Annotated in this window: 12 protein-coding genes and 1 CRISPR repeat array; all 12 genes read left to right on the forward strand. The window is 51.9% G+C overall.

Annotated features, from left to right (window positions below):
- Nucleotides 1-111: 111 nt before the first annotated feature.
- The 12 genes from aceE to BL249_RS00400 all read left to right on the forward strand — a co-directional run bounded on the left by aceE (nucleotide 112) and on the right by BL249_RS00400 (nucleotide 19,183).
- Complete coding sequence (gene aceE, locus BL249_RS00345; protein WP_099706439.1) at nucleotides 112-2,775, forward strand: pyruvate dehydrogenase (acetyl-transferring), homodimeric type; 2,664 nt, start codon at nucleotides 112-114, stop codon at nucleotides 2,773-2,775.
- A 14-nt stretch (nucleotides 2,776-2,789) separates the two neighbouring features.
- Complete coding sequence (gene aceF, locus BL249_RS00350) at nucleotides 2,790-4,670, forward strand: pyruvate dehydrogenase complex dihydrolipoyllysine-residue acetyltransferase (protein ID WP_099706440.1); 1,881 nt, start codon at nucleotides 2,790-2,792, stop codon at nucleotides 4,668-4,670.
- 296 nt (nucleotides 4,671-4,966) lie between these two features.
- Nucleotides 4,967-6,391 carry a dihydrolipoyl dehydrogenase gene (gene lpdA, locus BL249_RS00355; RefSeq protein ID WP_099706536.1) on the forward strand — a complete coding sequence of 475 codons (1,425 nt, stop codon included), beginning with the start codon at nucleotides 4,967-4,969 and terminating at the stop codon, nucleotides 6,389-6,391.
- Between the two features lie 226 nt (nucleotides 6,392-6,617).
- A complete protein-coding gene (cas3, locus tag BL249_RS00360; protein WP_099706441.1) occupies nucleotides 6,618-9,272 on the forward strand; it encodes a CRISPR-associated helicase/endonuclease Cas3 in 2,655 nt (884 codons plus the stop codon).
- A 183-nt stretch (nucleotides 9,273-9,455) separates the two neighbouring features.
- Nucleotides 9,456-10,994: a type I-E CRISPR-associated protein Cse1/CasA gene (casA, locus tag BL249_RS00365; protein WP_099706442.1), complete on the forward strand. Its 1,539-nt coding sequence runs from the start codon at nucleotides 9,456-9,458 to the stop codon at nucleotides 10,992-10,994.
- Nucleotides 10,966-11,439, forward strand: coding sequence for a type I-E CRISPR-associated protein Cse2/CasB (gene casB / locus BL249_RS00370; protein ID WP_241898818.1), 474 nt, complete (start codon nucleotides 10,966-10,968; stop codon nucleotides 11,437-11,439). Before casA ends, casB begins: the two co-directional genes overlap by 29 nt.
- A gap of 16 nt (nucleotides 11,440-11,455) precedes the next feature.
- Nucleotides 11,456-12,556, forward strand: coding sequence for a type I-E CRISPR-associated protein Cas7/Cse4/CasC (gene cas7e / locus BL249_RS00375; RefSeq protein ID WP_099706443.1), 1,101 nt, complete (start codon nucleotides 11,456-11,458; stop codon nucleotides 12,554-12,556).
- A gap of 1 nt (nucleotide 12,557) precedes the next feature.
- A complete protein-coding gene (cas5e, locus tag BL249_RS00380) occupies nucleotides 12,558-13,223 on the forward strand; it encodes a type I-E CRISPR-associated protein Cas5/CasD (protein ID WP_099706444.1) in 666 nt (221 codons plus the stop codon).
- Nucleotides 13,214-13,816: a type I-E CRISPR-associated protein Cas6/Cse3/CasE gene (gene cas6e / locus BL249_RS00385; protein WP_099706445.1), complete on the forward strand. Its 603-nt coding sequence runs from the start codon at nucleotides 13,214-13,216 to the stop codon at nucleotides 13,814-13,816. Before cas5e ends, cas6e begins: the two co-directional genes overlap by 10 nt.
- A gap of 29 nt (nucleotides 13,817-13,845) precedes the next feature.
- On the forward strand, nucleotides 13,846-14,760 hold the full coding sequence (gene cas1e, locus BL249_RS00390) for a type I-E CRISPR-associated endonuclease Cas1e (protein ID WP_099706446.1): 915 nt from the start codon (nucleotides 13,846-13,848) through the stop codon (nucleotides 14,758-14,760).
- 5 nt (nucleotides 14,761-14,765) lie between these two features.
- A complete protein-coding gene (cas2e, locus tag BL249_RS00395) occupies nucleotides 14,766-15,059 on the forward strand; it encodes a type I-E CRISPR-associated endoribonuclease Cas2e (RefSeq protein ID WP_099706447.1) in 294 nt (97 codons plus the stop codon).
- 84 nt (nucleotides 15,060-15,143) lie between these two features.
- A CRISPR array of direct repeats spans nucleotides 15,144-17,795; the repeat unit is 29 nt; unit sequence GTGTTCCCCACATGCGTGGGGATAAACCG.
- Between the two features lie 629 nt (nucleotides 17,796-18,424).
- Nucleotides 18,425-19,183, forward strand: a complete 759-nt coding sequence (locus BL249_RS00400) for a helix-turn-helix transcriptional regulator (protein WP_099706448.1) — start codon at nucleotides 18,425-18,427, stop codon at nucleotides 19,181-19,183.
- The last annotated feature ends 174 nt before the right edge of the window (nucleotides 19,184-19,357 follow it).

Here is a 19,357-nt window from a genome sequence, read left to right on the forward strand (position 1 = left end):
ATGTGAGTAGCTGCATACACCGTCGCAGGTTGTACGAAACGGGAAGGAAAGAGATTCAGGATGCAGGCTCCGGACTTATTCAACGTATAGACAAAAATAAGGAATACACCCATGTCAGAACGGTTACATAATGACGTGGATCCGATCGAAACGCGTGACTGGTTACAGGCGATCGAATCGGTAATCCGTGAAGAAGGTGTTGAGCGTGCGCAGTATCTGATTGATCAGGTACTGGTGCAGGCTCGTAAAGGTGGCGTAAACGTTGCCGCAGGCACCGCAGTAAGCAACTATGTTAACTCTATTGCCGTTGAAGATGAGCCGGACTATCCGGGTGATACCTCGCTGGAACGCCGCATCCGTTCCGCGATTCGCTGGAACGCCATTATGTCGGTCCTGCGTGCTTCGAAAAAAGATCTGGAACTGGGTGGTCACATGTCCTCATTCCAGTCTTCCGCCACTATTTATGAAGTCTGTTTTAACCATTTCTTTCGCGCACAAAGCGAAAAGGATGGCGGGGATTTAGTCTATTTCCAGGGGCATATTTCCCCGGGGATTTACGCCCGCGCGTTTCTTGAAGGCCGTCTTAGCGAAGAACAGATGAACAACTTCCGCCAGGAAGTGCACGGTAATGGACTCTCTTCTTATCCTCATCCGAAACTGATGCCGGACTTCTGGCAGTTCCCTACCGTGTCCATGGGATTAGGCCCGCTGGCGGCAATTTATCAGGCAAAATTCCTTAAATACCTTGAGCATCGCGGGCTGAAAGATACCCGTGCCCAGACGGTTTACGCTTTCCTTGGCGACGGTGAAATGGATGAGCCAGAGTCAAAAGGGGCGATCACCATCGCGACGCGTGAAAAACTGGATAACCTGGTTTTCATTATTAACTGTAACCTGCAGCGTCTTGATGGGCCGGTAACCGGTAACGGCAAAATCATTAACGAACTGGAAGGCATTTTCGGTGGTGCCGGCTGGGAAGTGATCAAAGTCATCTGGGGTGGACGCTGGAATGAGCTGCTGCGTAAAGATACCAGCGGTAAGCTGGTTCAGCTGATGAATGAAACGGTAGATGGTGACTATCAGACCTTTAAATCGAAAGATGGCGCCTATGTTCGCGAGCACTTTTTTGGCAAATATCCGGAAACCGCAGCGCTGGTTAAAGAGTGGACTGATGCTGAAATCTGGTCACTGAACCGCGGGGGGCACGATCCGAAAAAAGTCTATGCGGCGCTGAAAAAAGCTCAGGACACCAAAGGCAAGCCGGTGGTGATTCTGGCGCATACCATCAAAGGTTATGGTATGGGTGACACCGCTGAAGGCAAAAACATTGCCCACCAGGTGAAAAAGATGAACATGGATGGCGTACGCTATATCCGCGATCGCTTCAATGTGCCGGTGGAAGACGATAAGATCGAATCGCTGCCTTACATTACTTTTGATAAAGACTCTGAAGAGTACAAGTATCTGCACGGTCAGCGTGAAAAGCTGGGCGGTTACCTGCCGAAACGACAGGCCACTTTCAGTGAAAAGCTGGAAATGCCTGCACTGGAAGAGTTCCAGCCGCTGCTGGAAGAGCAGAAAAAAGAGATCTCCACCACCATTGCGTTTGTGCGTGCGCTAAACGTGATGTTGAAAAACCAATCAATTAAAGATCGCCTGGTGCCAATTCTCGCCGATGAAGCCCGTACTTTTGGCATGGAAGGTCTGTTCCGTCAGATTGGTATTTACAGTCCTAACGGTCAGCAGTACACCCCGCAGGACCGTGAGCAGGTGGCATACTACAAAGAAGATGAAAAAGGACAGATCCTGCAGGAAGGGATCAACGAACTCGGCGCCGGGGCTTCCTGGCTGGCAGCTGCCACCTCTTACAGCACCAATAATCTGCCGATGATTCCGTTCTATATCTATTACTCTATGTTTGGTTTCCAGCGTATCGGTGACCTGTGCTGGGCGGCAGGTGACCAGCAGGCGCGTGGCTTCCTCGTCGGAGGAACCTCAGGCCGTACCACGCTGAACGGCGAAGGCTTGCAGCACGAAGATGGCCACAGCCACATTCAGTCGCTGACTATCCCGAACTGTATTTCCTACGATCCGGCTTATGCCTATGAAGTGGCGGTGATTATGCATGACGGCCTGGTGCGCATGTACGGTGAAGCGCAGGAAAACGTCTATTACTACATCACTACGCTCAACGAAAATTACCATATGCCTGCTATGCCGAAGGGCGTGGAAGAGGGTATCCGCAAGGGTATTTATAAACTGGAAACGCTGGCTGGCAATAAAGGTAAAGTGCAGCTGCTGGGGTCAGGCTCCATTCTGCGTCATGTGCGTGAAGCCGCGCAGATTCTGGCAAAAGAGTATGGCGTAGGTTCAGATGTTTACAGCGTAACTTCGTTTACCGAACTGGCGCGCGATGGCCAGGATTGCGAACGCTGGAATATGTTGCATCCGACCAAAAAACCGCGCGTGCCATATATTGCACAGGTGATGAATGAAGCACCGGCGGTGGCGTCAACGGATTATATGAAACTGTTCGCCGAGCAGGTTCGCAGCTATATCCCGGCCAGCGATTATCGCGTACTGGGCACCGACGGTTTCGGTCGTTCTGACAGTCGTGAAAATCTGCGTCATCACTTTGAAGTGGATGCGACATACGTAGTGATCGCAGCGCTGGGTGAACTGGCCAAACGTGGTGAAATCGATAAGAAAGTGGTTGCGCAGGCCATCACTAAATTCAATATCGATGCCGATAAAGTTAACCCGCGTCTGGCATAAGAGGTAAAAGCGTCATGGCGATTGAAATTAACGTTCCGGATATCGGGGCAGATGAAGTAGAAGTGACCGAAGTGCTGGTCAAGGTGGGTGACAAGGTTGAAGCCGAGCAGTCACTGATCGTAGTAGAAGGTGATAAGGCCTCGATGGAAGTCCCTTCTCCGCAGGCCGGTGTGGTGAAAGAACTGAAAGTTGCGGTAGGCGATAAAGTGGCTACCGGCAAACTTATTATGGTGTTTGACGCTGAGCAGGGCGCTCAGACGACTGCTGCAAAAGCGTCAGAGCCGCAAGAGAAAAAAGCGGCTGCACCTGCCGCTTCCCCGGCAGCGGCCGCTGAAAGCAAAGAAGTGAATGTACCGGACATTGGTGGCGATGAAGTGGAAGTCACCGAAGTGATGGTAAAAGTTGGCGACAGCGTAGCGGCAGAACAGTCGCTGATTACCGTTGAAGGTGATAAAGCCTCAATGGAAGTACCGGCGCCTTTTGCCGGTAAGGTGAAAGAAATCAAAATCAGCACCGGCGATAAAGTGTCGACTGGATCACTGATTATGGTGTTTGAGGTTGCCGGGGCGGGTGCGGCAGCGGCCGCGACAGACGGCACATCACAATCGGCTAAGGCACCGGCACCGGCGGCGGCTGGCAGTAAAGACGTCAATGTGCCGGACATCGGTGGCGATGAAGTGGAAGTCACCGAAGTGCTGGTAAAAGTTGGCGACAGCGTGGCAGCAGAGCAGTCGCTGATTACCGTTGAAGGTGATAAAGCCTCAATGGAAGTACCGGCGCCTTTTGCCGGTAAGGTAAAAGAGATCAAAATCAGTACCGGCGATAAAGTCAAAACCGGGTCGCCGATTATGGTATTTGAAGTCGAGGGTGCGGCGGCGCCGGCAGCGGCCTCATCGCCAACAGCGGCACCCAGTGAGCCGCAAGCTGCACCGGCACCCGCGAAAGCCGCAGAGAAAGCGGAGTTTGTTGAAAATGTGGCCTATGTGCATGCCACGCCACTTATTCGCCGGCTGGCGCGTGAGTTTGGCATTAACCTGGCGAAGGTAAAAGGTAGCGGGCGTAAAGGACGGGTGCTGAAAGAAGATATTCAGGCCTATGTCAAAGATGCGGTAAAACGTGCCGAATCAGCGCCAGCTGCCGGCGGTGGCCTGCCGGGTATGCTGCCCTGGCCGAAAGTCGATTTCAGCAAATTTGGTGAAATTGAAGAAGTTGAGCTGGGCCGTATTCAGAAAATTTCAGGTGCCAACCTGAGCCGTAACTGGGTGATGATCCCGCATGTTACCCATTTTGATAAAGCAGACATTACTGACCTTGAGGCATTCCGTAAGCAACAGAACGTGGAAGCCGAAAAGAAAAAGCTGGATGTGAAAATCACTCCGGTGGTGTTTATCATGAAAGCGGTCGCCGGGGCGCTGGAGCAGATGCCGCGCTTTAACAGTTCGCTGTCTGAAGATGCGCAGCGACTGACGCTGAAAAAATACATCAATATTGGCGTGGCGGTTGATACGCCGAATGGCCTGGTGGTGCCGGTGTTCAAGGATGTGAATAAGAAAGGCATTATTGAGCTGTCCCGTGAGCTGATGGCCACCTCGAAAAAGGCGCGCGATGGTAAACTGACGGCGGGTGACATGCAGGGGGGCTGTTTTACCATCTCCAGCCTCGGTGGACTCGGTACTACCGCCTTTGCGCCGATTGTCAACGCGCCGGAAGTGGCCATTCTTGGCGTTTCCAAATCCAGCATGGAACCGGTCTGGAATGGTAAAGAGTTTATACCACGCCTGATGCTGCCACTGTCACTCTCTTTTGACCATCGGGTGATTGATGGTGCGGACGGTGCACGTTTTATTACCATTATTAATAACCTGCTGTCGGATATACGTCGTCTGGTCATGTAATGATGGGTAAGTAAGGCCGGCGGGATAGCCGGCCTTGTTGTCAGTATTCAGTCACCGAAGCGCTTTGCAGTTTATTAACAATTCTGTAAACTCTTGCGGTGAAATTATCCCGGTTAAGAAAGGACTTAACGAGCCTGTTGTTTCAGGCGAGACTGGTGCAGTCAGTTTGTGAATTGCCCCGTATTAAGGACCCGGTGCGTACATGAAGTACGCAAGGCGTACCGCCTGGCAGGACGCAAAATGACCTTACCGGACAGGCTCAGTGTCTGACCACCGGCAATAAACAAGAGGTCATGATGAGTACAGAAATCAAAGCTCAGGTCGTGGTACTTGGAGCAGGCCCGGCAGGCTACTCTGCCGCTTTTCGTTGCGCTGATTTAGGTCTGGAAACCGTGCTGGTTGAACGTTACAACACGCTTGGCGGCGTTTGTCTTAACGTTGGTTGTATTCCCTCCAAGGCGCTGCTGCACGTCGCCAAAGTGATTGAAGAAGCAAAAGCACTTGAACAGCACGGCGTTGTTTTTGGTCAGCCTTCAACCGATATCAATAAAATTCGTATCTGGAAAGAAAAGGTCATTTCCCAGCTGACTGGCGGCCTGGCGGGCATGGCCAAAGGCCGTAAGGTGAAAGTAGTCAACGGTCTGGGTAAATTTACCGGTGCAAATACGCTGGTAGTACAGGGTGAAAAAGACGCCACCACCATTCAGTTTGACAATGCGATCATTGCGGCGGGTTCCCGTCCAATCGAACTGCCATTTATTCCTCATGATGACCCGCGTGTATGGGATTCCACCGATGCCCTGGAACTGAAAGAAGTGCCGGAACGCCTGCTGGTGATGGGCGGCGGAATTATCGGCCTGGAAATGGCAACCGTCTATAATGCGCTGGGTTCGCAGATTGACGTGGTGGAAATGTTTGATCAGGTGATCCCGGCGGCCGACAAAGACGTGGTGAAAGTGTTCACCAAACGTATCAGCAAACAGTTTAACCTGATGCTGGAAACCAAAGTGACGGCGGTTGAGGCGAAAAAAGACGGTATTTACGTCACGATGGAAGGTAAAAAAGCGCCGTCTGAACCCCAGCGTTACGATGCGGTGCTGGTTGCTATCGGACGTGTGCCAAACGGCAAGATGCTGGATGCCGGCCAGGCGGGCGTTACGGTGGATGACCGCGGCTTTATTCACGTTGATAAGCAAATGCGTACCAACGTCCCGCATATTTATGCCATTGGTGATATTGTCGGGCAGCCGATGCTGGCACATAAAGGCGTGCACGAAGGCCACGTGGCGGCTGAAGTTATCGCCGGTAAAAAGCACTACTTTGACCCGAAAGTGATTCCGTCTATTGCTTACACTGAGCCTGAAGTGGCATGGGTGGGTCTGACCGAGAAAGAAGCCAAAGAAAAAGGCATCAGCTACGAAACGTCCACCTTCCCGTGGGCCGCTTCCGGTCGTGCTATTGCATCCGATTGTTCAGACGGCATCACTAAGCTGATTTTCGATAAAGAAACGCACCGCATTATTGGCGGCGCGATCGTTGGCAGTAATGGCGGCGAGCTGTTGGGTGAAATTGGCCTGGCGATTGAAATGGGTTGTGACGCTGAGGACATTGCACTGACTATCCATGCCCATCCGACGCTGCATGAATCGGTCGGACTGGCGGCTGAGCTGTTTGAAGGCAGCATTACTGATCTGCCTAACCCGAAAGCAAAGAAAAAGTAACCGCCCTTATCACGCCCTCAAAGGCTCCCTGATGGGGGCCTTTTTTATGTGATGTCGCGCAAACAGCCGGAACAGCGGCCGCTGCGCCGATCAGGCTGACGGAATCGGAAAAAACAATCGGCGATCACATTTTGTCAGGTCTGATAAGACGGGTTAAATAATCTGCTCACATGTTTTGTCAGATAGCTTTATTATTAAGAATTATCTTAAGGCAATAGGGATATTTATGCTGGCCGTAACCGATGGGCTATATCGTTACTGGGGTAAGGCGGCAACAGGGGACAATGGGGCTGCCATTCGTTGCCATCTGCTGGTCTGGCATTCACTGGATGTGGCGGCAGTGGCCGCCTGCTGGTGGGATCGTGCGCCGGCATTACGTCAACTGCTGTGCGCGGGCAATCCGCCGGCCGCTTACCGTGCCTGGTTGCTGTTCTTTGTTGCCTTGCACGATTTTGGTAAATGGGACATTCGTTTTCAGGCGAAATGCTGGCCGGCATGGCGCGCACTGAATCCCGATGAATCCAGTAAAACGCCCCCATGGAACGGTCAATGGGACCATGGTGCTGGCGGATTGTACTGGCTGAAAGAGGATGAACGGACTGATGCCGGGCCGGCACAATACCATGATATGAGTGACTTTTTATTAAGTCTGCCGGTTGCGCACTGTCGTCAGGCCTGGTTTCCATGGATGGAAGCGGTAACCGGGCATCATGGTTATATCTATTCGCACCAGCAGATGACGGCGGCCGATAATCTGGCCTTAACCAGCGCTCTGACCCGGCGCGGCGCTGATGATAAACAAACGCGTCAGGCATGGTTAAAGGCGCTGGAAGCCCTGTTTTTACAACCGGCTGGCCTCAGTCTGAATGATCAGCCGCCGCCTTGTTCTCCGTTACTTGCGGGCTTCTGTTCAATTGCTGACTGGCTCGGTTCCTGGAGCAGTGAAGACACCTTTGTCTATCAGTCGGTTCGTCAGCCCCTGGCAGATTATTTTTCTCAGCGCTATCAAAATGATGCGCCTGTTGTGCTCGAACGCAGTGGACTGCTCAGCCAGATCAATGTCTGGCAAGGTATTGAAGCGTTGCTGGCACCGGGACAGTCAGCGCGCCAGCTGCAAACCTTAGTGAACAGGCTACCAGAACGGCCGGGGTTAACCATTATTGAGGCGCCGACCGGTTCGGGTAAAACGGAAACCGCACTGGCGTATGCATGGCGATTGTTAGCCAGTGGTAGTGCGGAAAGTATTGTGTTTGCTCTGCCGACCCAGGCAACGGCGAATGCGATGCTCGACCGGCTGGATAAGCTGGCTACCTGCCTGTTTAACGCGCCTAATCTGATTCTGGCACACGGAAACTCCCGCCTGAGCCGCGCCTTCCTGGCGGTTAAATCGCGGGCAGAAAACGTGCAGAAAGAAGATGGGGAGGCCTGGGCACAATGCTGTGAATGGCTGAGTCGCAGCCAGAAGCGTGCCTTTCTTGGCCAGATTGGTGTGTGTACGATTGATCAGGTGCTTATTTCGGTACTGCCGGTTAAACACCGGTTTATTCGTGGATTTGGTCTTGGACGCAGCGTGCTGCTGGTAGATGAAGTACATGCTTATGACACCTACATGCACAAATTGCTGGAGGAAGTATTACATCAGCAATATCTGGCAGGTCAGAGCGCGTTGTTGCTGTCGGCAACCTTACCGCCGGGTTTAAAGCAGCAGCTGCTGAAAACTTACGGCGGGAGCGCTGAAATACAACAGCATGCCGCGTACCCTCTTGTTACCTGGCAGCAAAAAAATCAGCGCATCTATTTTGATCTGAGTGCCACGCCGCAACAACTGCCGCCGTCGTTCAGTCTGACCATTGACCGCCGTTATCTGCCGGTGATGCAGCCGGATGAAGAACTGCTGGCCGCGATGATAGCAGCAGCACGAGCCGGGGCCCAGGTCTGCCTGATTTGTAATCTGGTTGATGTTGCACAACAGGTTTATCAACAGTTACGTCAGAGCAGTGAATGTAACGTTATGCTGTTTCACTCCCGCTTTACGCTAAATGACCGCAGCGAAAAAGAAGCCAGCACCCTGGCGTTCTTTGGTAAGTCCGGCGATCGTTGTGTTGGTCGCATTCTGGTGGCCACTCAGGTGGTTGAGCAGTCTCTCGATGTTGATTTTGACTGGTTAATTACGCAACTCTGTCCCGCCGACTTCCTGTTCCAGCGAGCCGGGCGTTTGCACCGCCACCACCGTGAAAAGCGTCCGCCAGGCTATCAGCAGCCGGTTCTGACGGTACTGCTGCCGGACACGGACGACTATGGCAACAGTAATTATATCTATAGCAATACGCGGGCGATGTGGCGTACGCAGCGCTTACTTGAACGTCTTAATACTGACGCACTGGTTTTTCCTTCCGCATACCGTCGCTGGATAGATGAGGTGTACCACACCGAACCCGTTGTTGACGAACCTGGCTGGGTGACATCAGGTATGCAGACGTTTGCGGATAAAGAGCAGTCGCGCCGTTATAACGCCCGGCTAATGCTGAACAGTGCACAAAACGTGAGGCCATTCGCGGATGATGACAGCCATGTGCGCGCGGTGACGCGCGACGGCGAAATGAGTTTGCCGTTACTGCCATTCATTAACACACCTGATGGCCGGCGGCTGCTGGACGGACAGATAATCGAAAGTCTCGGTGAATATTCTGTTGCTGAACAGCTGATGCTCAACCGGGTAAACGTGCCATATCACTGGCAGAAAAACGGGCTGCCGGAGCCGGACGAACATGGCGTGGTATGGATTGCCGGTCGGCAGCGGGATGGACAGTGGTTCGCTGATCTGGCCGGCGGACAGCTAGATTATTCGCCGGAAACCGGCATGTCGAAGACGGCAGTCTGAGGTGACGTTATTCTGCCGGGGAAGAGGGGGGTGCTTAAAATTCAACCATAATCACAAGGTTACATTAACGGCAGGTCATTAACTTTGTTTGTTGTGAAGCGTAAAACGTCATCATCACTTAACATTGACTGACGATTTTTTGCTGTAACCAGGCAATTAAAAAATAGTTATCACGGAGGAATAATGCGTCTGCTCATTGATCCATGGATTCCTGTCCGGCCAGCGGCAGGCGGGGCATCTGAACACATTACCTTGCAGCAGCTGCTGTGCGATCCGCAGCAGCGTTTGCTGAGCCTGCCGCGTGATGATATGGAACTGGCTGCCAGTCAGTTGCTTATCAGCATTGTGCAGATTCTTTGGCCTCCCGGCGATCTTAACCAGCTGGTTGCGCGTCTTGTTAAACCGCTTTCTCCGGAAGAGTTTCTGGCGGGCATTGAAGATTACATCGCAGATTTTGACCTTAGCCACCCGCATTATCCGTTTATGCAGGTAAAAGGCGTGATGGCTAAGGATGTCACCGGTATGGACAAACTGATGGTGGGATTGACCGGTTCCACCTGTTGTGCCTTCGTTAATCAGCCCGGGCAGGGCGAAGCGCTGTGTGCCGGTTGTAGCGCCATTGCGCTATTCAATCAGGCCAGTAACGCACCGGGATTTGGTGGCGGTTTCAAAAGTGGTCTGCGCGGCGGTACGCCGATTACGACCCTGGTGCAGCAGCCCTGCTTACGCACCACCGTCTGGGCAAATGTGCTGACTCAGCAGAACCTTGATAAACACTATCCGCAGTGGCAGACGCAGGATAAACATGACTTTACCTGGCGCCAGCCTATAACCAGTAACCAGCAGATATACGCACACCATATTGGCCTGGCGCGCGGACTGTTCTGGCAGCCGGCCCATATTGAACTGCTGGCGCCGGGGTCCGGCGGAACCTGCAGCGCCTGCGGTGGCGAAGTCACTCAGCGTTATCATGGTTTCCTTAAAGCTAAATTTAACTTTACCGTCACTGATTTCTGGCTTCACCCACATTCGCCATCGGTTATGCAGAGTAAAAAAGGGCAGACCGAACAGCGATATATTGGTTTTAGCACAGAAGCCCCTTGCTGGACCCAGATTGGCCGGCTACTTATCCGTCATCAGTTAGAACAAAAGCAAGAAGGCCGCAGGCCGGCGCTGGTGGTGGAACAGGCGCGCGAGCTGGTGGGGGATGCTAACCGGCTGTATTTAAGTATTGGCGGTTACCGCAACAATCAGGCGGCTATTCTGGAGCGACGCCATGAAGTCATGGTGTTTAATCAGGGCTGGGAACGTCATCTGAACGTGATTAACGAAATTGTTCAGGCTGGCGACAGCTACCGGCTGGCATTGCGTAAAGCGTTGTATATTTTTGCTGAAGGTATGCGGGAAAAGGGCATTAAAGGGGCCGGCGTGGCGGTGCATCTTAAAGCCGAGCCGCGCTATTACCGGCAAACTAATCTTATTATCACACCGCTGCTGGCGACAATAAATTATCAGCAACCACAGGCGGCACTTAATAAGCTGCACAGGCAGTTGTTTGAACTGTGCCAGCGACTGTTTGATGATGCGACTCTTCCTTATAGCCATCAACCGGAATTGATTCTGACGCTGGCGTTTACCCGACGAATTCTGAATAAAAACCTATTCGCTCTGAATGCGCAAGGAGAGCAAACTGATGATGTCATCAAGCAGACAATCAATTGATGCTATGGGGCTGTACCGTGACTGGCTGGCGCTCGATAAGGGTACCAGCGCAAAACTCAGACGGGCAACAACGCCGGAAGCGTTACTCGACATTCCTGCCTTTTACGCGCTGGTTTCACCCTATGGCTGGCCAGAGCAGCGCTACCCGCTATTGCGATGTGTTTTCTGTCTGACATCCGGTGCGATTACGCATTGTGATGATGACAGCCTGACGCTCGGGCGGGCGCTGGCCAGAAGTGAGAAAATTAATCTGTCGCGCGTGACGCATTTGATACGTCAGGATTCGCCGCAGGATATGGTGCAACTACGTCGAATACTTATTCATGCAGAACCCCGGTTGTACTGGCCGTCTCTGGCTGAGCAGCTAACGTGGTGGGGTAAATATGATCGCCGCACGCTGCTTGAACACTTCGTTCTCTCTTATTCCGCTAATTCCATCAAATAAGGTGTAAGGATACTCAATGAATAACTTTATTAATTTCCATGTTCTGATTTCTCACAGCCCCTCCTGTCTGAACCGTGATGACATGAATATGCAAAAAGATGCCGTGTTTGGCGGTAAGCGACGGGTGCGTATTTCCAGTCAAAGTCTGAAGCGGGCGATGCGCAAGGGGGAGTATTACCAGCAGCATATCGGCGAGTCGAGTATCCGCACCATTCATCTTGAATTGCTGCGTGACAAAGTGCATCAGCATTTCGCAACGCGATACTCCAGCGAAGTGCTCAATACTGCCCTGAGTTTGTTGAGCGGTAAAACTATCGATCAGTCTGCGGCCATTGATGGCGGCGCCGTCTCTCCCTGGGTGATGGATGAAATTGACTGGTTCTGTCAGCAACTCAGTCATCCGGACAATGCGTCATTGGGCAACGATGAAAAGAAATGGTCAAAATTGCTGAAAGAGCAGATTACCGGTCTGCGTTCAGCACTGAATAGCGCAGTGGATATTGCCCTGAGCGGACGTATGGCCACCAGTGGTTTGATGAGCGAACTGGGGAAAGTGGATGGGGCAATGTCGCTGGCGCACGCCATTACTACCCATGCGGTGGAATCAGATATCGACTGGTTTACTGCGGTAGACGATCTGAACGATAAAAGCGGGGCGGCGCATCTGGGCACTCAGGAGTTTTCGGCCGGCGTTTTCTATCGCTATGCCAGCCTGAATATTGCTCAGCTGCAGGAAAACCTCGGTGGGGCCACGCGTGCGCAGGCGTTAACTATTGCGGCGCATCTCGCGCATATGCTGGCAACCGAAATACCCGGAGCCAAACAGCACAGTTTTGCTGCATTTAACCCGGCGGATCTGGTGATGGTTAATTTTTCTGATTTACCGGTGTCGCTGGCAAATGCTTTTGAAAAACCGGTTGTGGCCAAAAAAGAGGGCTTCCTGCAGCCTTCGATTGAGGCGTTAAATGCGTACTGGGAACGTGTCGCCAGCGGCTATGCTCTCAATGGTCCGGCGGCACAATTTATTTTAGGTGACGACGTGGGTGCCGGGCAGGTGGTTCAGATGCCGGATCTTAATGCCCTGAAACAGTGGATTGTGAATAATAGCGAGGCATGAAATGCAGGATTATCTGGTCTTGCGGCTCACAGGCCCGATGCAAGCCTGGGGATTGCCGACATTTGAAGGAACACGGCCTTGTGCGACCTTTCCCGGGCGCAGTGGTTTACTGGGTTTGCTTGCCGCCTGCCTTGGCATTAAACGTAACGATCGCACCAGGCTAAAAATGCTCGCTGACAGCGTCAGGTTTGCCGTGCGCTGTGACAACCATCTGCCCTATCGGCCCACTTATCTGACCGACTTTCATACCGTGAAAGATGCCAGAGAAAAGGCCGGGGGCCTGAAAATGAATGACACCATTATCACCCGACGAGAGTATCTTTGTGATGCCAGCTTTAGCGTGGTGGTCTGGACACCTTCCGGCGAAGGGCAGGGTTTGACGCTGGACGTGTTGACGGCGGCAGTGCAGAAGCCGGTTTACACCCCGTATCTCGGGCGGCGTAGTTGCCCGTTGACGCATCCTTTATTTCACTGCGTCATTAACGCTGAAAATCCTGCCTGCGCGCTGGCGTCCGCCATACCAGGTAGTGGCGTGATTTATAGTGAAGAAGCGATCAGCGGCGATGAACGGCGTTTGCCGGTCCGTGATGAACCCATTTTTCATCTTCCTCGTCAGTTCACCAGCAGAACGTGGTTTGTTATTCAGCAGGAGGAAACATGTTTCTGAGCAAGGTTGCTATTGACTGGCGCTGGGCAAAGGACCCTTATCAGCTGCATCGTGCACTGTGGCAATTATTTCCTGACCGGCCGACGGCCCAGCGTGACTTTTTGTTTCGGGTGGAAGAGGGCGGTAATAGCCAGCAAGGTATACCGGTTTTATTACAATCGGTCAGTTCACCACAACAAAGTCAGGCAGCCATTGTGCTGGCAAGTAAATCCATTAACTATGCTTTGCCGCCAGGGGCGCTGCTCAATTTCCGGCTGCGTGCCAATCCGGTGAAGACAATTAAAGACAGCCAGGGGCGTACCAATCGCCATGGCCAAATAAAAAGTTGTCGCGTACCGTTAGTGACAGAGGAAGAGTGTCTGGCGTGGCTGGCGCGTAAACTGGCTTCAGCGGCATGCTTGCGCTCGGCCCGTATCATACGCGAACCGGCACTGCGCTTTGATAAAAAAGGCGTGGGTGGAAAAATTCAGCCGCTGTGTTTTGAAGGTGAGCTGGTGGTAGAGCAGCCGGCAAATTTACATGATCTGATAAGCCAGGGAATTGGTCCCGGCAAAAGTATGGGCTGTGGTTTACTGTCGCTGGCAAGGGCATAGCCTGGTAAAAAGGAAAACAGGAGGTTGCTATGTCCTTTGTGCCGCTGGTTGCTTTGCCGTTAAAAGACCGGATTTCACTAATATTTCTCCGGTTTGGTCAGGTTGATGTGCTGGATGGGGCATGTGTGCTTATCGACAGTAGTGGCGTCAGAACCCACATCCCTCTGGGAAACATCGCCTGTATTATGCTCGAACCCGGCACCCGGGTTTCTCATGCCGCAATAAAACTGGCGGCTATGGTGGGTACCCTGCTGGTCTGGGTAGGAGAAGCTGGGGTACGGCTTTATGCCAGCGGGCAACCTGGTGGAGCGCGTTCCGATAAATTGCTCTATCAGGCACGCCTGGCACTGGATGACAATCTGCGTCTGAAAGTTGTCAGAAAAATGTTTGAACGGCGATTTGCTGAAGAAGCGCCGGCACGACGCTCAGTGGAACAGCTGCGTGGTATTGAAGGTGTTCGGGTTAAAGGTATTTACCAGTTACTGGCAAAACAATACGGCATCAAATGGCAGGGGAGGCGCTACGACCCAAAAGACTGGGAAAAAGGCGATATTATCAATCAGTGTATCAGTGCCGCCACCGCCTGCCTGTATGGCATTAGCGAAGCGGCCATTCTTGCTGCCGGATATGCCCCTGCCATTGGTTTTATTCATAGCGGTAAACCGCTCTCTTTTGTTTATGACATCGCCGACATCATTAAATTTGATACGGTGGTGCCGCTGGCATTCGCGATTGCGGCTCGTCGCCCTGATGATCCGGAAAAGCAGGTCAGACTAGCCTGCCGTGACCAGTTTCGTTCAGAAAAAGTGCTTGGCCGGCTGATTCCCCTTATAGAAGACGTGCTTGCTGCCGGTGGTATTTCGCCGCCGCCGCCGCCCGCCGATATTCAACCGGTAGCCATTCCCGAACCGTTACCTTTTGGCGATAGTGGCCACCGGAGCTAATCAATATGAGCATGGTAACCGTTGTCACCGAAAATGTACCGCCGCGTTTACGTGGCCGTCTTGCTATCTGGCTTCTGGAGGTCCGGGCGGGAGTGTATGTGGGTGATTTATCGCGGCGAACCCGGGAAATGATATGGCAACAGATAACTCAGTTAGCCGAAAGCGGTAACGTTGTTATGGTCTGGGCGACAAATAATGAGTCGGGATTTGATTTTCAGACGCTGGGTGAAAACCGTCGCCTGCCGGTGGACATGGATGGATTGCGATTAGTCTCTTTTCACCCTGTTAATTATCAATGAGTTAGCGCTCTTTAACAAACTGAAAAAATCGGTAGAATAGCAGGGTGATGTAAAACTCTTTATATTCAATGGTATAAGCTAAGAGTGTTCCCCACATGCGTGGGGATAAACCGCAGTGCCGGGAGGTTGGACGGGAGCCACGGGAGTGTTCCCCACATGCGTGGGGATAAACCCAGTGCCGGGAGGTTGGACGGGAGCCACGGGACGTGTTCCCCACATGCGTGGGGATAAACCGGAAATTACCATGAGCACAGTAACCGCTGAAACGTGTTCCCCACATGCGTGGGGATAAACCGCAAAGGGGGGATTTGAAGGGAAAGGGGCAGAAGTGTTCCCCACATGCGTGGGGATAAACCGATGAACAAGCTACGTTATTTCCGGAGAAAGGTGTGTTCCCCACATGCGTGGGGATAAACCGAATGACCATGCATCCACTGAACTGCATACATAGTGTTCCCCACATGCGTGGGGATAAACCGGCGCGGAACGCTGTTACGAAACGGCAGCGTGGGTGTTCCCCACATGCGTGGGGATAAACCGGTTTTATCCAACGAGGTAAATTTACTGAATAAGTGTTCCCCACATGCGTGGGGATAAACCGCCAATCGAAGAACATTTACACCATCCATGTATGTGTTCCCCACATGCGTGGGGATAAACCGCTGTATTCAGAGTCGGATCTGGTTCACTTCGCGTGTTCCCCACATGCGTGGGGATAAACCGATTTTAGAACCCTTTGTGTACCCGGGAACTTGGTGTTCCCCACATGCGTGGGGATAAACCGGGGATGCTGCGCAAGATTGAGGCGCTGCTGGCGTGTTCCCCACATGCGTGGGGATAAACCGGTTATTTTCGAGTTTACTGATAGCGAGGCTGAGTGTTCCCCACATGCGTGGGGATAAACCGGCGAGAACGAGGTGATCGCCGCCCCGCGCGGCGTGTTCCCCACATGCGTGGGGATAAACCGGTGTCCTGACGCCTGAACATTTAATCAAACCCGTGTTCCCCACATGCGTGGGGATAAACCGCGCCCGGCACGGGCTTTTACCATGCCGCAGACGTGTTCCCCACATGCGTGGGGATAAACCGCCACGATTACTTTTGACTATGAGCATAAATTAGTGTTCCCCACATGCGTGGGGATAAACCGCAACGCCGGTTTTCACGTCACGATTAATCAGCGTGTTCCCCACATGCGTGGGGATAAACCGACTGTGGCATATATTTTGATGCCGCAGCGACCGTGTTCCCCACATGCGTGGGGATAAACCTTGCACTTCCGCCAGGCGTGTCTGCACAATATCGTGTTCCCCACATGCGTGGGGATAAACCGTCGATGCGGCGATGGCTTACATGAAAAACTCGGTGTTCCCCACATGCGTGGGGATAAACCGGTGGAAATTGAAAAATGACAACTAAACGCGGCGTGTTCCCCACATGCGTGGGGATAAACCGATTTTTGCTGATGATTTGCACACTCAATATCTGTGTTCCCCACATGCGTGGGGATAAACCGCGGCCTGCGTCAATGTGCTGGGCGTAAGGGGTGTGTTCCCCACATGCGTGGGGATAAACCGTATTAACTATGGAATATGCAAAAACACGCAAAGTGTTCCCCACATGCGTGGGGATAAACCGGCACGATCAACACCGTTAAATCCATTGATGAAGTGTTCCCCACATGCGTGGGGATAAACCGCTACACCATGTTATCAAGTCTGCAGTAGGTGCGTGTTCCCCACATGCGTGGGGATAAACCGATAATCGGCTAACCAAAATTAATTCAAGGGCTGTGTTCCCCACATGCGTGGGGATAAACCGCGGCTTGGAGATGACAAATGAACAGCAAACCGGTGTTCCCCACATGCGTGGGGATAAACCGAAAACCACAGTAGACGAACGTACCCCACTCCGGTGTTCCCCACATGCGTGGGGATAAACCGTTAACCCACTGATTAAAATGCAAGAAGTAGGCGTGTTCCCCACATGCGTGGGGATAAACCGCGTGAACTCGTGATTGTACTTTGACAGCGCTGGTGTTCCCCACATGCGTGGGGATAAACCGTATCTCGCTCAGCCAGCAAAACCACAGTAGACGTGTTCCCCACATGCGTGGGGATAAACCGAAAGCTGTACAGGCCAACTGAGCAGCAGAATGGTGTTCCCCACATGCGTGGGGATAAACCGACCCGAATAAGCTGTTTCCGGGAACAACGTGGGTGTTCCCCACATGCGTGGGGATAAACCGGGCTGGGTATGGATTTAAAGAGCGCGCCTCCTGTGTTCCCCACATGCGTGGGGATAAACCGCTGTTTACCGAGCAGCACCATGGTGCGCACGTGTGTTCCCCACATGCGTGGGGATAAACCGGTTGTGCCTGTGCCGGTAACTGTTGCCGACTGGTGTTCCCCACATGCGTGGGGATAAACCGCTACGTCAGAGATGATGGGCAACTGATAGCCAGTGTTCCCCACATGCGTGGGGATAAACCGAAAATAATCGGCTATTTTTTCTCCGGCAGCCCGTGTTCCCCACATGCGTGGGGATAAACCGGTGTAGACCTATTTGCAGCAATATTCGCTCTTGTGTTCCCCACATGCGTGGGGATAAACCTACTTCCGTTTTTTCGTCCTCATTTGAGGATACGTGTTCCCCACATGCGTGGGGATAAACCGCTTCATTCTGTGTTGCTGAACACTCATAGAGTGTGTTCCCCACATGCGTGGGGATAAACCGCCCGCAAAACAGTGCGTTTTGTCGGTAACTATGTGTTTCCCATCTGCGCGGAAATAAACCGAAAAAATCCACTAAATCTTTTCTCAACTTTACGCGCTCCCCACGTACATGGGGATAAACCGTTGGATAATCACCTGCCGTGGTGGTGATGAAAGGCATGTCCTGGTAACGAGGACATAAACCGCTAACTGATTTTGAAAAATAGCCGCGCTGAGGTTGTTGCCTGACTTGTGGCGATCAATCAGGGCGGAAATATACTGCTGATAACCATGACGCTGCAATGACGAAATAATCTGTTGTCAGAGGACGTCAGGGAAAATAGCGTATTGTGTTTGAGCTTGCGAAAAAACACCTGGTGATATTATCGCGGTGTTCGTCTGGCAATATGGCCGGGCAATTAAATCTATTTCCGGTCAGCAGTGATTTTATTGTCCGGGTGGCGTCTGAGCGGTTTTCCCTGGGGTTGGCTGTTTGAGTACTTTGTCACAAGGTCAGTTTTTTCTGCCTGCATAACCGGGGATGATGGTAACGAGTTAACGTTCATTCGTAAGCTGTACTTAAGTGTTGTGATGACTGTGCAGTAGTACTGGTGTTGACTTTTTAATGCATAAGAATTAACTGGAGTAAGAATGTTTGCATTTTTTTCTGCAAATTATACAGCGACTAATACACTGCGGAATTATATCGAGAGAAAACTTCAGCGATATGATTCACTGGAGTATGCCTATATTGTGGTAAACAAGAAAAATCCTGCAGACGCTCTTATTATCTCCAATTATCCGGATAAGTGGGTCCAGTTATATCGGGATAATAATTTTCAGCTCACCGACCCGGTTATTCTTTTCGCTTTTAAAAGAACTTCGCCTTTTGCGTGGGACGAAAATATTACATTATTGTCGGATATGCAGTTTAACAAAGTATTCACGCTTTCCCGGCAGTATAATATTGTTAATGGTTTTACATTTGTATTACATGATCACATGAATAATCTGGCGTTACTTTCGTTCATTATCAGAGCGGCACACCGCCAGGAGCTGGAACAGCATCTTGCTACTGAACAGGCCGAATTGCAGATGCAGCTGATTAATTTTAATGAGCAGATGTACCGACTAACTGGCTCTATTGCACAGAAGGAACAGGTACAAATTGCCGGCGAGAGCAATGCCATTTTTACCCTGAGGGAAAATGAAGTGCTTTACTGGGTGAGCATGGGGAAAACCTATGCGGAAACGGCTATTATTAGCGGCATATCGCTCAGCACAGTGAAATTTCACGTTAAAAATATTGTTGCTAAACTTGGTGTCAGTAACGTCCGGCAGGCAATTCGTCTCGGCGTTGAGCTTGATCTGATCAGACCGGCGCCCTCTGCAACAAGAACCAGGTTGTAAACAACGATCTCCGTTAACGGTTAATCGTCAGGGTTAGCTGTGTCTCTGTTTCTGAAGTCACCGCCTGTGGCGCAACGACCTATGCAGAAACCCACCGATAAATACTTTCGCTTCTGAGCGGTCTATTGGCCCTGGTGAGTCATCGGCTGCGGCGGCTAACGCTTGCCGTGACCG

The organism is Erwinia sp. OLFS4 (assembly GCF_002752165.1).
In the GTDB taxonomy this organism is placed as follows: Bacteria; Pseudomonadota; Gammaproteobacteria; order Enterobacterales; family Enterobacteriaceae; genus Izhakiella.

Excerpts from the sequence above, each read along its gene's own strand:
- aceE (WP_099706439.1), top strand. The coding sequence starts at position 112 with ATGTCAGAACGGTTACATAATGACGTGGATCCGATCGAAACGCGTGAC.
- aceF (WP_099706440.1), top strand. The coding sequence starts at position 2,790 with ATGGCGATTGAAATTAACGTTCCGGATATCGGGGCAGATGAAGTAGAA.
- lpdA (WP_099706536.1), top strand. The coding sequence starts at position 4,967 with ATGAGTACAGAAATCAAAGCTCAGGTCGTGGTACTTGGAGCAGGCCCG.
- cas3 (WP_099706441.1), top strand. The coding sequence starts at position 6,618 with ATGCTGGCCGTAACCGATGGGCTATATCGTTACTGGGGTAAGGCGGCA.
- casA (WP_099706442.1), top strand. The coding sequence starts at position 9,456 with ATGCGTCTGCTCATTGATCCATGGATTCCTGTCCGGCCAGCGGCAGGC.
- casB (WP_241898818.1), top strand. The coding sequence starts at position 10,966 with ATGATGTCATCAAGCAGACAATCAATTGATGCTATGGGGCTGTACCGT.
- cas7e (WP_099706443.1), top strand. The coding sequence starts at position 11,456 with ATGAATAACTTTATTAATTTCCATGTTCTGATTTCTCACAGCCCCTCC.
- cas5e (WP_099706444.1), top strand. The coding sequence starts at position 12,558 with ATGCAGGATTATCTGGTCTTGCGGCTCACAGGCCCGATGCAAGCCTGG.
- cas6e (WP_099706445.1), top strand. The coding sequence starts at position 13,214 with ATGTTTCTGAGCAAGGTTGCTATTGACTGGCGCTGGGCAAAGGACCCT.
- cas1e (WP_099706446.1), top strand. The coding sequence starts at position 13,846 with ATGTCCTTTGTGCCGCTGGTTGCTTTGCCGTTAAAAGACCGGATTTCA.
- cas2e (WP_099706447.1), top strand. The coding sequence starts at position 14,766 with ATGAGCATGGTAACCGTTGTCACCGAAAATGTACCGCCGCGTTTACGT.
- BL249_RS00400 (WP_099706448.1), top strand. The coding sequence starts at position 18,425 with ATGTTTGCATTTTTTTCTGCAAATTATACAGCGACTAATACACTGCGG.